Origin of the sequence: Agromyces sp. C10, from assembly GCF_023217995.1 — a bacterium.
Taxonomy (GTDB): Bacteria; Actinomycetota; Actinomycetes; order Actinomycetales; family Microbacteriaceae; genus Agromyces; species Agromyces indicus.
This window is the reverse complement of record NZ_JALPSX010000009.1, coordinates 96,925-111,195: the sequence shown is the minus strand read 5'-3', so window position 1 is coordinate 111,195 and position 14,271 is coordinate 96,925. Positions and strand designations below refer to the sequence as shown.

Here is a 14,271-nt window from a genome sequence, read left to right as displayed (position 1 = left end):
GAATTCGTACCGTGCGTTCGTCGGATTGGCTTTCGCCGCGACGACCGATTAGCTCACGAGTCGAAGCTGACGCCGAGTCGGTTCATGGCGCCGAGGATCAGCCCGTCCCGTCCTCCGTTGGCGTCCGACTTCGCGACGGCGCGACGGATCGTCTGGATCACCGGATAGGCGATTGGCTCGGGTGGGATCGGAAGCGGTTTCGAGGTGACCATTCGGAGGCGAGTGAGCTCGGTTTCTCGTCCGCCGAGAAGATCGAGCATGACCTTCGCCCCGAATCGAGTCGCACCGACGCCGAGGCCGGTGTATCCCGCGCTGTATGCCACCTGGCCGCCGTAGGCGCGTCCATGGAAGGCGACCAGCCGGCTGGACATGTCGATCATGCCGCCCCACGCGTGGGTGAAGCGAACGTCTCGGAGTTGCGGGAACGTGGTGAAGAAGTGATCGGCCAAGGTTTCGAAGGTCTCTCGGCGTTGGTCTTGGTCGTCGCGCACTTCGCCGCCGCGGTGGTAGATCGCATCGAAGCCTCCCCAGAGGATTCGGTTATCGGCGGTGAGTCGGGAGTAGTGGAACTGTCGGGATGAATCGGTGATCCCGTGGCGTGTGGTCCATCCGATGCTCTCGAGCTGGGCGGTGGTGAGCGGTTCGGTCATCAGCGCGTAGTCGTAGATCGGCACGGTGAGCAGCGAGGTGCGCTTGAGCAGGCTGGGAAACCCGTTGGTGGCGAGGGCGACTTGCCGCGCGCGGATTGTTGCTGCCGGGGTGTGCACATTCACCGATCGCCTTGATCGCGAAAGGCGAGTCGCGGGCGTGCCCTCGAAGATGCGGACACCCATTTCGACGCAGGCGCGCTTGAGTCCCCACACTAGCTTCGCTGGGTGGACGTAGGCGTATCCCTTCGTCTTGCGGAGACCGGCCCGGTAGAGCGGCGACCGGATCGCTCGGCGGACCTCCTTCTCGTCGAGGAAGACCGCGTCGGGCGTGTCAGCGGCTGCGGCGCGGAGCTGCTCGATCTGGTGCGGCTCGGTGGCCGCGACGAGGACGCCGGTCTTCTCGAACTCGGCGTCGATTCCGTAGCGCTCGATGGTCGCTTCGAGTTCGGCGAAGTTCTGGTTGGCGAGTCGATCAAGTAGTTCGAGCTCGCTCGCGAAGTGCCGCTCGCCGTTCTCCGGGCCATGGGTGAGGCTGCTTTCGCAGAAGCCGCCGTTGCGGCCGCTGGCTGCCCAGCCCACCTCCCTGGCTTCGATGAGCACGACGTCTCGTTCGGGATCGGTCTCTTTCGCGATCAGCGCCGTCCAGAGCCCGCAGTAGCCACCTCCGACCACCACCAGATCCGCCGAGAGATCAGCCCGCAGGGGATGCGACGGACGCGGTCGGTCGACCGAGTCCAGCCAGAACGGCGTCGGGCTCGCCCCGGCCAGCGAAGCGGTGACGGTGTCCTGAGCTGTCCGGCGTTCATGGCTGTAGGCGGGCGCGTTGTCGTCCGGGAGCGCCTCAAGCACATCGGCTTCTTCACGCGACATCGAGTCGGCCGTTCCGCTCGTCGTACTCCACCCGGGCCGAATCCCGCCGCGCAGGGTCTCCATATCCGCCACCACCAGCAGTCTCGACACGGACGATGGTGCCGGGCTGCAGAGTCATCGACGTCTTGCTCGGCACGTCGATGCTGGCCCCGGTCGGATCGATCACGGTGATCCGCGTCGCCGTGCCGTCTCCGCCGCCGTTTGCACCCTTCGGGGCGAAGGTTGCGTCGGTTTGTTCCGAGTAGAACGTGACGCGCTGCGGGTGCTCGAGGATCTCGTACTCGCGGCGGAGGCCGAGCCCACCGTTGAATCTGCCGCGCCCTTGGGAGCCGGGGATGAACTCCGTCTTGCGCACGCGGATCTGGTAATTGGTTTCGACGACCTCCGCGGGCATCACCCCGACGTTGGACATGTACGTGTCGACGCCGTCGATGCCGTCGCTGAACGGTGTCGCGCCGGTGCCGCCTCCCACGACGTCGGCCATGACGGACGGGCGTCCGCTGACAGGGCTGGAGCTTCCTGCGTTGAAGCAGAAGAAGCTGACGGTGCTGCTCCCGACGGCCTTCTCGGGCCAGAGGTCGGTCATCGCCCGGATGAGCGTGTCAGCGAAGCGCTGGCAGGTGTTGTGCCGGATGGACACGGCGGCCGGCGCAATCGGATTCAGTACGCTTCCGAGTGGCGCATTCACCTCGAGGGCTCGGAGCAGGCCGTCGTTGGCTCCGAGATCAGGCGCCACGACGGCGCGGACCGCGTACACGAGCCCGGCCCGCGCGCTCGCCCAGGGGACGTTCATTGCTCCGGATACCTGGGGATCCGAGCCGGACAGGTCGATGTGCAGGCGGTCGCCGATCTTCTGGATGCGGGCATGGATTCGGGTGGGGCGGCCTCCGCGGCCGTCGTCGTCGAGGAAGCCCTCGGCTTGGCCGATGCCGTCCGGGAGGTCTGCGAGCGCAGTCCGGACGCCTTTTTCGACGACATCGAGGACGCGGTCCATGACGGTGAGGATTGTTGCCTCACCGTACATGTCGGCCAGTTCGGCGAGTCGTTGGCCACCCAGGCCGCACGCCGCGCGCTGGGCGCGAAGGTCGCTGACGGTACTCAGCGGGTCGCGGATGTTCTCGGTGATCAGTGCGATGAGGTCCTCGTTCTCCTGACCCGCGATCGAGAGCCTGATCGGGGGCAGGATGAGACCCTCGCCGTAGATGTCCTGGAGTTCCGGACCTTCGCTGCCCGGATTCACGCCGCCGACGTCGATGTGATGCGCCGCAGTGCCGGCCCAGCCGATGAGCGACTCCCCGCGGAACACCGGTGCGACCACGTTCACGTCCGGCAGGTGCATCGCGCCCATGAATGGATGGTTGGAGATGTACGCGTCTCCGGGCCGAATGCGCCCGGCCCACCGCTCGATTACCGCCTTCACAACGAGCGACATGGCTCCCAGCTGGGCCGGGATGTAGTCGGCCTGGGCGACGAGGTCACCGCTTGCCGTGAAGATGGCGCAGGAGAAGTCGTCCATGTCTCGGATGATCGGGCTGTAGCTCGAGCGCTTCAACACGCTCCCCATCTCCTCGGCAGCCGATTGAAGGGCTGCCGCGATGACCTCGAAGCTGACCGTGTCGACCATGGCCTGGGGCTGGTATGTGATGCTCATGTTCTTTCAGTCCTCCGTCACGAAGAGGTCGCCGTTCGCGGCGACGGTCACTGTCTGGCCGCTCAGTACGACTGTGGTCGAATCCATCTGCTGCACGATCGCCGGCCCGTGGAATTCATGGCCCGCGCGCAGTGCCCGGCGGTCGTAGACCGGTGTGTCGACCGCTTCGCGGGCGCCGCCCGGCATGTGCACGAGGCGGCGGCTGATGACCGCGGCGTCCGCTGACCCGGATGCGGCCGTATCGGACTGGTAGGCCTCGGGGCGGTCGAACGAGCCGAGCACCGCGACGCGCACGGTCACCAGTTCTACGGCCTCATTGCGGTTCGCGTGCCCGTACAGTTCCTCATGCGCCCGGTGGAACCGTTCGGGGATCTCGGCGAGGTCTCCTTCGCTCCAGCCGTCGATCGGGACGTTCAGCTCGAATCCCTGGCCGAGATAGCGGCAGTCGACACTCGCGGTGACCGTGATGTTGTCGGCCGGGATGCCGTCGGCGATGACTTGGGCGATCGCCCGCTCCGCTGCCTTTGCGTACCAGTCGGCGAGGGCTTGGCCGCTTGCTGGGCCGAAGGTCTCGAGGACCGTCTGCGAATCGTCGATACGCAGACCGGCGACGAGCAGGCCGTCGGCCGAGAAGATGCCCGGCTGAGCCGGGACGAGCACGCTCTTCAGGCCGACATGGCGGAGCATGAGTCCTGCGTGCAGGGGGCCGGCCCCGCCGAAGGGGACCATCGTGAACTCTCGCGGGTCCAGCCCGCGTTCGACGCTCACCTTGCGGACCGCACGCACCATGTGGGCGGTCGAGATGGCGAGAATCGCCTCGGCAGCCTCGACGGTGGACATGCCCAGCCTCGCCCCCACCCGGTCGATCGCTCGTTCGGCTGCCTCACGGTCGAGGGAGAGGCCGCCGGCGAGGTCGCCGCCTCCGAGCGTTCCGAGGACGACATGCGCGTCGGTCACCGTCGGCTCCACTCCCCCGCGCCCGTAGCTTGCCGGACCGGGCACCGCTTTCGCAGAATGCGGCCCCACCCGCAGGCGCCCCGTCGGGTCGATCCAGGCGATGCTCCCGCCACCGGCGCCGATCGTATGGATGTCAACGGACGGCGCAAGCAGGACGTGATCCTGGATCGTGTGCGACGTGGTGAACGGGATCCGCAAGTCGCGCGCGAGGCAGACGTCGGTGGAGGTCCCGCCCATGTCGAGGCTGATCACATTACGGATGCCGTGACCTTCTGCTGTGGCGATCAGCCCTGCCACGCCGCCTGCAGGACCAGAAAGTACCAGCCGGTGCGCCTGCTCGTCCGCGCGGCCTGCGGGGACGCATCCACCGTTGGACTGCATCACGAGAAACGGCGCGTCGACGCCGGCCCCTTTCACGGCTTCAGCGGCGCGGTTGAGATACCCGCCGACGACTGGCCGGAGGGCGGCGTTGATGACCGTGGTCGCGGTGCGCGGGTACTCACGGAACTCCCTGGCGATCTCGCTCGACAGCGTCACTGGGACATCGGGCAGCATCCGCCGCAGGGCCTCTCCGAGCCGCCGTTCATGCGAGTCGTTGAGGTAGCTGAAGAGCAAGCTGACCGCGACGGCCTGGGGCTGGAGCAACGCGACCTGCGCGGCGACACGTTCGATCTCGTCGTCGGTCAGCTCTTCGAGGACGAGGCCCGAGGATGCGATGCGCTCGGCTACCTCGATCCGGGCGCGGCGCTCGACGAGTTCGAGCGGGCGCTCGGGCGTCAGGCTGTACACATCGGGGCGATTCGACTGGCGGTAGCCCATCACGTCCCGAAACCCGGCTGTGGTCACCAAGGCGACCTCGGCGAGGCTGCCGGTGAGCGTGGCATTCGTCGCGACGGTGGTCCCGTGGCACAGCAGACTCACATCCTGGATTTGCAGACCTTCGTCGACCAGAGCGGTGACCGCGTTCGCCAGGCCGCGCGAGGGGTCATCCGGCGTCGACGCGACCTTCGCGGCGATGACACCGCCGCGGCTCGAGCGGGCGATCGCATCGGTGAACGTGCCACCGGCGTCGATACTGATCGTCCAACGTTCCTGAGCCACTGGGGACTCCTTCCTAGCCGATTCGATGCACTCGTCCGCGAGTACACTGACGCCCAGTAGACGCGAGCTGTCCGACCGGCGTCATGCGTCATCTGACGGACAACGGAGTCGGTGTCGAGGGAGAACGGCAATCACCGAACGCGCAACAGGTGCGGGGCTGATCGAAGCGACGATCGATCTCAGGGGCAACGTCGTGCCTCGGGATCCGATGATGGTTGTGCCAGCGGAGCTTGCCGGATTCGCTCGAGGGTTTCTCCTCACCGGCAAGGACACCGTCAGATTTCTCTGGCGAGGCGACGGGAGGTGGCACGGAGTACGCCTGGATCTCGTAGGTCGCGCGGGTGAGCGGAGCGCACTGACACGACTCGTCAGCTCCCAGACCGAGCTCCCGCAGGGCATCACCGCGCGCGAGATCGACGTCCTCACCCTCGTCGCGCTCGGACTTACGAACGGCGAAATCGCCGAGCGTCTCGGCACCCAGGTTCGAACAGTCTCCACGCAGATCGAGCGGCTGCTCGGCAAGCTGAATCAACGAGGTCGCGCTGGCCTCGCGGCGATCGCGGTGGACGCTGGTCTCATCGTCCTTCCCATCCCCGGCGGCACCGCCAATGTGACCTCGATCGCACAGGTGAGCACCCAGCAGAATGCAGAGTCGATCGACACATCCGGCGTGCACGCACGGGCGCTCGGCGTCGCATTTCCCACCGCGGTTCCGTACGTGCTTGGCACGGTGGTTCCGCTGTCAGGCCTCGCTGGAGAGGACGGCATCGAACTCCTGCATGGCGCGGCTCTGGCCGTACAGGAGATCAACGCCCGCGGTGGCATCGACGGCCGGCCCATCGAGCACGTTGTGAAGGACGCCGACATCTTCGACGAGGGGGCGGTGCGCCAGGCATTCACAGAGCTCTTCGCCCGAGGCGTCGACGCGATCACGACCAGTTACGTGAGCGCCGAACATCCGTTCGTACTCGACATGGTTGCCGACTACGGCCGACCGTTCCTCCACACGGCGACCCTCGAAAGTCAGGTCGATCTCGTCCGAGCGGCCCCGATACGGTTCGCGAACGTGTTCCAAACCTGTCCTTCCGAGAAGTACTACGGACTTGCCTTCCTCCGGTTCATCAACGCGCTCGCCACAAGCGCCGCGGAATGGCAACCACAGAATCGGCGCGTGGTCGCGATAGAGATCGACGTGACGAGCAGCCGCATCGCGGACGACCGTTTCCGGGACACCCTGGCCGCGGACGGTTGGGATGTGACGGCGGTCATCCGCACGCCGCCTCACACGACGAAGTGGGGCGACATCCTGGACCGCATCGAGCAACAGGATCCGGATGTCCTCCTCGTGGCGCACTTCCTGGCCGACGACATCGCCGAACTCCAGCGCCAGATCCATCGTCGTCGGCTTCGCGCGCTCGTCCACTACGTGTACGCGGCTTCGATCCCACGCTTCCAGACCATGGCTGGCGAGGCGGCTGACGGCATCGTCTGGTCGACCGTCACGGGCCGATACGACGATGCCATGGGCGAGCACTTCAAACGCACCTTCACGGTGCGCTACGGCGAGGAGCCGGGCTGGTCGCAGGCGAGCGCCGCTTACGATCAAGTGAAGCTGATCGCCGACGCATGGAACTCAGTGGGATCGGCCGACGCCGCCGCGGTGATCGATCACCTTCGGTCCACCGCGTATCGAGGCATCAACGGCGTGTACTTCCTAGGCAACCCGGGACAGACCGCGTTGTGCTACCCGGACGAAACACGGGACTCTTCGCTGGGACTCGCCTTAATGACCTACCAGATACAGGCCGGCAGGGCGGTCGTGCTCGGACCAGAGCCCAAGGGTGACGTGACCTCGTTCCGTCCTCGTGGACGTCCGTGAAGCTGTGGGGACATGTCCGTCATCTGACGTACGACGCAGGCATGAACCTCCGTCAAGATTTCCACACCCTGGAACTTCTCCCCCGGTTTCCACCTCCAATGAAGGAGTGCTGACATCATGCCCTCTGCCACGAAGCCTGTTGAGTCAAGTCCGTCCCTGAAGCGGGTGCTCGGTCTCCCATCCGCCGTCGTGTTCGGGCTCTCCTACATGCTCCCGCTCACGGTCTTCACGACGCTGGGCATCGCCAACGTCCTCACCGAAGGCAACCTTCCCTCCGCGTACCTCGTCACGTTGGTTGCGATGGTCTTCACCGCGCTGAGTTACGGGCACATGGTCAAGGCGTTCCCGATCTCGGGTTCGGCATATACCTTCTCCCGGAGGGCCTTCGGAGGGCACATCGGGTTCCTGGCCGGCTGGGCGCTCCTGCTGGACTACCTGCTCCTCCCGATGGTGACCTACCTCGTCATCGGCATATACCTCAATGCGGCATTTCCGGCCATACCGCTGTGGGTGTTCTTCGTTGCGTCGCTCGTGCTTGTGACGACACTGAACATCATCGGCATACGCCTGCTCGCAGGGGTCAACGTCGGACTCCTGGTCTTCCAGTTCGTATTCCTCGGATTCTTCGTATTCATGAGCCTGGGGTCTATCGCCGGCGTCGACGTCCCGAATTTCGCGGACGTGTTCTTCAACGATCAGGGCAACCTCACGGTGCTTCTCGCCGGCGCGGCCCTGCTCTGCTTCTCCTTCCTCGGATTCGACGCCGTCTCGACCCTGGCGGAGGAAGCGCATGAACCGCGGAAGACGATCCCCCGCGCCATCCTGATCGTCACGGTGTTCGGCGGCCTCCTGTTCATCGCTCTCGCGATGATCTCGAACCTGGTGTTCCCGGACTTCACCGCCTACACCAGCGTCGATGCAGCGTCACTCGATGTCGTTGCTGCAGCAGGCGGAGAGTTCCTCGTCAACTTCTTCACCGCGGCATACGTCGCCGGATGCGTCGCGTCGGTTCTCGCCTCGCAGGCGACGGTCGCCCGAATCCTGTTCGCCATGGGCCGCGACGGAGTCCTTCCGCGCAGGGTGTTCGGGAAGCTCCACCCTCGATTCCGCACCCCTGCCGGCGCCATCCTGGTCGTGAGCGGAATCTCGTTGCTCGGCTTGGCGCTCGGCCTCGAAATGATCTCACTCCTCATCAGCTTCGGCGCACTCGTGGCGTTCACCATGGTGAACCTGTCTGTCATCAAGCACTACGTCGTCGATGGCCGGCGCCGGACTCCGAAGGCAATGCTCGTCTACGGTCTGCTCCCCGCGATCGGCGTCGCGCTGACACTTTGGCTCTGGACGAGTCTGAGCCCGAACGCCCTGATGGTCGGCATCGGATGGGTCGTCGTCGGCTTCATCTACCTTCTGGGTCTCACGCACTTCTTCACCAAGCGCCCGCCCGAACTGGACATGCGCGAAGTCGAGCCCGAGGAGTCGCCCGAGCGCGAACCGGTGGCCCACTGACCGTCGACACAGCGGATGCCGGCATGCGTCGGCACCCGCTGTTTCCGCTGTGCCCGAATCCTGCTACCTCACCGCCGCCGGACGGCCGCGACTTACCTGAATCGCACTCGATCCAGCGAGGGCGACGCACTACCCATTTGCGGCGCCCGTAACCGGCCGATCGACCCATAGGGCGCGGGGCTGAGCGCCACGGAGAGGCCATCCTGGATCTGCGAGGTGATGAGCGGGAGCCCGAGAGTTGGGTCGGTCGTGCCATCTGGGTAGCTCAGCGGGGTCTGGTCGCCGCTCCCGAAGTAGTAGGTGCCATTGAGGCCGCGGTAGAGGGCATCACGGAGTGCTCGAGCCGTTCCCTCGGGCTCCGTGCTGCCGTTGCGCAGCCAGCTCCATGCAAGCAACTGGGCTTGGTCGTATGCGGCGCTTGCCTGCGCCGGCCCAGGCTCGACACCGTAGCGCAGGAGGTAGTTCCGACGGAATCGCGACGCGGAATCGGACTCAGTGAGCGTCGTCACGGAACTCCAGATGGCCCCCTCTGCCAAGGGACCCAGAGTCGCGGCGAACGTCGGGTGGGACGCGGTGTACACGTAGTAGGAAAGCCCAGGGAATCCCGCTTGTACCAAGGTGCGCTGCAGTTCGCTGACCTCGGAGGGTACGAAGTGGGCGACGAGCACGATATCCGCGCGTGAGGCCACGATGCCTCGTACGACCGCGGACCAGTCAACGCTGACCGCGGGAACCTCCTGGTGGTAGGCGACATTCCATCCGACTTCGCCGAGCGACGCTTCGAACTGGGCAGTCGCGATGTGCGCGCTGGGCACGTCCATCTCCACTATCGCAATTCCGCGAGTCGTCAGAGGGGCTGCGGCGGCGCTCTCGAGCTCGATGAGGAAGCGTCGGAACGCCATCGCGTAGTACTTCTCCGAGGGACAGGTCTGGTAGACCATCCCGTATCGGGCAGCGTGATCGCGGACGAGTTGCGCATGCGCCTCGAACGTGTCCAGGTGAAGGAAGGGTTTGCCGTAGTCAGCGACCATGTCGAAAAGGAAGGGGTTCTCGGCACTGACATGACTGGCGGTGATCGCATCGACGCCGGCACTGATGAGCTCTTCCATCGCCTGGCGCACCGAGTCGGTGTCTCCTAGGTCGGCGCCGGCGACGACGTGCTCTATGCGGCGCCCGAGGACGCCGCCGTTACCGTTGATCTCCTCGATGGCCAGGCCGCCGCCGCGCACATGTTCGATACCGTCCTCGACGGCGTATCCAGACAGGGCTGCGATGGTGCCGAGAAGGATCGGACGTCGTGGCAGCGCCTGCGGTTTGGCCCCGATCGCGCTGTGCAGCGCAGGTGGTGGCATGTCGATCGCGGACCTCGTCGTCTTCGCATCGAGGGCGCGTGCCATCCGTTCGAGCGCGATCGCGGAGACTGCGTTCAGGCCTTCGACTCCACCAGGGACCGGCAGCGCCAGCAGCTGCGCGTCGACCGCGACGGCAGCGAGCCCAGCACGGCTATGCAGGTCGAACTTCTTCATGAGCCGGTCCACCTGCGTGGACACCGTGCGCGGACTGGTGCCAAGCCGCCCGGCGATCTCCGAACTCGTCATCCCGCCCGCAAGGAGCGTGAGGATCTCGATTTCACGGCGCGTGATGCCCTCGGGCAGTATCGCCGGCCATGTCGTGGCCGTGGCATGCTCCGTGCCGCGGATTCGAGCGCCATCGCGCTCGAGCCGCACCGACATCCAGGTGCCGTCGCAGCGGTAGATGAAGCTGAGCTCCTGGCGGTTCATCACGAGGAATGCGCGCGCGAATCCGACGAGCTCCGCGGAGGGGGCTTCGCCGTGCAGCACCTTCACGTGACCTCGATGGTCGGTGAGGAACTCCATCTGCGTCAGCATTCGACTATCACGAGCGTCGACCACCCTCCCATTCTGCTCGTGTCGAGACGGGGCAGGCGTGAGCCGCCTCGACACGAGGCCATTCAGGCTGTCGCGGAGGCGGTCCTGCGGAAGTCGGGAACGGCGGCGACGAGGGTCGCGGCGCGTTCGATTGCCTCCGCTTGCCACGGTTCGAGCGCGAGCTGAGGGTACGAGGCGAAGAACTGCATGTATGGGTCATCGACCGCTGATTTCTTTCCCGACAGCTCCTCGAGGACCGCCATCCCGCAGAACGGGACATATGCCGCGGAGTATCCGCCCTCGTGCGCGAAGACGATGCGGCCGCCAGCCAAGCGCTCGGCCGCTCCGATCATCGTTCGCGACATTGCCCGGAATCCCTCGCTCGTCACGACCATCCGCCCCAACGGGTCCGTTGCCGCGGCGTCCATTCCGCTGCCGATGATGATCAGTTCAGGCCGAAACCGCTCGAGTGCTGGAATCACGACCTGCTCTACGGCGTGCAGGTATCCGCCGTCACCGGTTCCCGCGGGCAGGGGGACATTGATCGCAGTGCCGACCGCGTCCGGGCCGCCGTTCTCCTCGATGAACCCGGAGTCGACCGGATAGAGCTGGTCTTGGTGCAGCGAGATCGTGAGCACGTTTGGGTCGTTCCAGAACACGGCCTGGGTGCCGTTGCCGTGGTGCACATCCCAGTCGACGATGGCGACGCGCTCGATTCCGAACTCCTCCCGGGCGATCATCGTCGCAATCGACGTGTTCGCGAAGAGGCAGAACCCCCGCCCACGATCTGGCTCGGCATGGTGCCCGGCGGGCCGGACCAGAGCGTACGCGTTTGCCACCTCGCCCGTCAGCACCGCCCGGACGGCGTTCGCGACGGCGCCGGCGGCGAGCTTGGCGATCTTCAACCCTTGGGGTCCGAACACCGCGCTCTCGCCTGCGTCGCCACCGGTGGCGTCAAGCGCCTCGAGCTGCGTGAGGTAGCCGGGCGTGTGCACTCGGAGGATCTCCTCATCCGAAACCTCGGAAACCTGGATGCGATGCAACTCGTCTAGGAATCCGCTCACCTCGACCAGTGCCGCGAAGCGTCCCTTCGTCGCCGGGTTGTCGAACGCTTCGTACGGCTGGATGAACCCTCCCGGTTGGAAGAACCCCGCCCCGTTTCCGGTGTTGTGCCAGTTGAATGCCTCATGCCAGACCCAGCCGGTCCTCGTCATGCTTCCGCCTCCTTCGGATCTGTTGGGATCATCGCTTGTCCGCCGTCGCGCTCTCGAGCTCAGGGGAATCAGACGTCCCATCTCGGTCTGCGGCCGCGAGCGCGGCACGCCCGCGGGCTTCCCACGACTTCTTCACGATTCGCTGGATCGACTCGTCCAACGCGACCGCAACGACCAACGTGAGGCCGACGATCACGGTCTGCAAGAACGGCGACGCCTGCATGAAGACGAGGCCGTTGCGCAGTACGCCGAAGAACAGCAAGCCCGCGATGACACCGCCGATCCTTCCGGAGCCTCCAGCGAATGCGACTCCGCCGAGCAGCACGACCGTCAGCGCGCTCATCTCGAGGTTGAGGCCGATAGCGGGGCTCACCGACTGCACCTTCGCGCCGAGCATCATGCCTGCCAGCGCAGCGGCGAAGCCCGACACGACGTATAGGCCGAACCGCACCCGGGCGGTCTTGATGCCCATGAGATAGGCTGCTCGCTCGCTGCCGCCGATCGCATAGATGGCCCGGCCCACGCGGTTCCGGGCGAGGACGTACCAGGCCAGAGCGACCGCGGCGATCAGCAGAGCGAGCCTCAGCGGGATCGGTCCGAGCGCGAATGTACCGAGTCCGTGAAACTGTTCGGGAAGTTCGCTGCGCGTGATGGTGCGCCCACCGGTCATGAGCATTGCGGCACCGCCCCAGACGCTCAGAAAGCCGAGGGTCACGACGATCGGATTGAGGCCGAGATAGGCCACCAGAAACCCGTTGATCACACCCGCGAGCATTCCGAATGCAAGGCCGGCCGCAAGTCCGAGCCACATCGAGCCGGTTGATGCCATCACCAGTGCTGAGACGACGGCTCCAGCGGAGGCGATCGACCCGATCGAGAGATCGACGACGCCCGCGATGAGCAGCAAGGCGAGCGGCATCACGACGATCCCGAGCTCCGCGACTTGGAGCAGCACGTTCATCGCGTTGTTCGGCCTGAGGAAGTTCGGGTTGACGAGGGCGAAGAATGCAATCAGTACAAGTAGTGCGATGAAGATGCCGTTCTTGGCTAGGAGTGCCTTGAGATCGGCGCCGGCAATTCGTGTCATGACGCGGGTCCTTTCTGCGTCGTCTCAGAGATGTCAAGCAACGTGGAGACCAGATCGCCGCCGAATTTCGTCGAGCGGGAGACGGGAGCGATCCGCTCGCCGTAGACCACATATGCGCGATCGCACAGCAGGCTGATCTCGTCGGCCTCGGCGGACGCCACGAGAACGGCGGCACCGTCGGCAGCGATCGCTCGCACGGCGCGCGCGATGTCAACGCGGGCGCCGACGTCCACACCCTGCGTCGGCTGGGCGAGCAGGAGAACGCTCGGGCCGTCGACAAAGGTCCACCTCGCGATGAGGTGCTTCTGCCGGTTGCCGCCACTGAACTCGTCGATCGGAGCATTCCCGTCGGGCCCCAAGATGTTCAGCTCCGATCGGGCTCGCTTGTACGCAGCGTCCCCGGTGTCGCGGCTGATCCACGCGCCTCGACCCGGCAGTTTGCGGTACCACGGCAGGAAGACGGTGTCGACCGCGGATGCCCCGGATACGAGACCATCCTGTTCCCGATCAGCAGGCACAAGGTGGATGCCTCTGCGCATCGCCGTCGACGGCGAGGAGACCGTGGTGGGCGAGCCGTCCATCCCGAACGAATACCGCCCGTGGAGCCCGAACAGCTGCTCCAACAATTCGAACTGCCGGCCCGCCGCCATCCCGAACAGACCGACGACCTCGCCGGGTCGTGCTTCGATCGCGGAGAATGCACCCTCGAGAGCGAAACGAGGCGCCTCATCGACCTGCCGGTGATCGAACGCTTCGAACTCCACGTCCGGCGCAAGTGCCCGAGCGAGCCGTGAGCCGTCGAAGTCGCTCGCCGGCCCATCGACTTCGAGCTTGCCAGCACGCAGGATGAGGATTCGATTGCAGACATCGAGGATGTCTGGCAGACGGTGGGAGACGTAGACGACGCTGACGCCTTGCGCGGCGAGGTCTCGGATGAGCGCGTGGAGCGACTCGGTTTCTGCTCGCCCCAGGGCTGCCGTGGGCTCATCCAACATCAAGACCCGCATGTCGCCTCGGACCATTCCGCGGGCGAGGTCCACGAGCTGTCGCTCGCCGAGCCCCAACGATCCGACCATCCGCTTCGGGTCGAGGTGCGTCGCGCCTGCCCGGGCCAATGCCTCGCGGGCGAGGTCATGACGTGAGCCCTTCGCGAGAAGGTGCTCCTGTCCGAGGAAGAGATTGTCGAGGACGCTCAGGTTCGGTGCTAGCGCCGGCTCCTGGTGGATGACCGTGATGCCTCGGGCCGCCATCTCGGAGGGAGTCGGACGCGTCGGGGCAAGCGCACCGTCGATCCGCATATCCCCCCGCGTGGCAGGCAGGGCTCCGGAAACCACGTTGAACAGGGTGGACTTCCCCGCGCCGTTGTGGCCGAGGAGGCCGACGATCTCGCCCGGGGCGATCCGGACGGTGACTGCGTCCAACGCCCGAGTCGCGCCGAAGTCCACGCCGAGGGAGCGGAGCTCGAGC

At 65.8% G+C, this 14,271-nt stretch carries 9 protein-coding genes; 2 read left to right on the top strand and 7 right to left on the bottom strand.

Annotated elements, in window-relative coordinates:
* Positions 1 to 53 precede the first annotated feature (53 nt).
* From M1L56_RS11655 to M1L56_RS11645, 3 genes are read right to left on the bottom strand one after another with little or no spacing between them, the layout of a single operon-like run.
* Positions 54 to 1,610, bottom strand: coding sequence for an FAD-binding oxidoreductase (locus tag M1L56_RS11655; RefSeq protein WP_248599358.1), 1,557 nt, complete (start codon positions 1,608 to 1,610; stop codon positions 54 to 56).
* Positions 1,510 to 3,144 (bottom strand): hydantoinase B/oxoprolinase family protein, encoded by a 1,635-nt coding sequence (locus tag M1L56_RS11650; RefSeq protein ID WP_248599357.1) that lies wholly within the window; start codon positions 3,142 to 3,144, stop codon positions 1,510 to 1,512. The genes M1L56_RS11655 and M1L56_RS11650 overlap by 101 nt, the downstream gene beginning before the upstream one ends.
* Before the next feature lie 33 nt (positions 3,145 to 3,177).
* The gene (locus tag M1L56_RS11645) at positions 3,178 to 5,229 is read right to left on the bottom strand and encodes a hydantoinase/oxoprolinase family protein (protein ID WP_248599356.1); all 2,052 of its coding nucleotides are present in this window, start codon (positions 5,227 to 5,229) and stop codon (positions 3,178 to 3,180) included.
* A gap of 211 nt (positions 5,230 to 5,440) precedes the next feature.
* Between M1L56_RS11645 and M1L56_RS11640 the strand changes: the two genes are divergently transcribed.
* Together M1L56_RS11640 and M1L56_RS11635 are read left to right on the top strand one after the other, a co-directional pair.
* Positions 5,441 to 7,108, top strand: coding sequence for an ABC transporter substrate-binding protein (locus M1L56_RS11640; protein WP_248599355.1), 1,668 nt, complete (start codon positions 5,441 to 5,443; stop codon positions 7,106 to 7,108).
* Between the two features lie 117 nt (positions 7,109 to 7,225).
* Complete coding sequence (locus tag M1L56_RS11635) at positions 7,226 to 8,614, top strand: APC family permease (RefSeq protein ID WP_248599354.1); 1,389 nt, start codon at positions 7,226 to 7,228, stop codon at positions 8,612 to 8,614.
* Positions 8,615 to 8,706: 92 nt separating this feature from the next.
* On the opposite strand, the gene M1L56_RS11630 is transcribed toward M1L56_RS11635, so the two are convergent.
* The 4 genes from M1L56_RS11630 to M1L56_RS11615 all read right to left on the bottom strand — a co-directional run bounded on the left by M1L56_RS11630 (position 8,707) and on the right by M1L56_RS11615 (position 14,225).
* Entirely contained in the window at positions 8,707 to 10,491 is a 1,785-nt protein-coding gene (locus M1L56_RS11630) for an ABC transporter substrate-binding protein (protein WP_248599353.1), read from the bottom strand.
* 95 nt (positions 10,492 to 10,586) lie between these two features.
* On the bottom strand, positions 10,587 to 11,717 hold the full coding sequence (locus tag M1L56_RS11625; protein ID WP_248599352.1) for a class II histone deacetylase: 1,131 nt from the start codon (positions 11,715 to 11,717) through the stop codon (positions 10,587 to 10,589).
* 28 nt (positions 11,718 to 11,745) lie between these two features.
* Positions 11,746 to 12,804, bottom strand: coding sequence for an ABC transporter permease (locus M1L56_RS11620; protein WP_248599351.1), 1,059 nt, complete (start codon positions 12,802 to 12,804; stop codon positions 11,746 to 11,748).
* Positions 12,801 to 14,225 (bottom strand): ATP-binding cassette domain-containing protein, encoded by a 1,425-nt coding sequence (locus M1L56_RS11615; RefSeq protein WP_248599350.1) that lies wholly within the window; start codon positions 14,223 to 14,225, stop codon positions 12,801 to 12,803. The genes M1L56_RS11620 and M1L56_RS11615 overlap by 4 nt, the downstream gene beginning before the upstream one ends.
* Between the last annotated feature and the right edge of the window lie 46 nt (positions 14,226 to 14,271).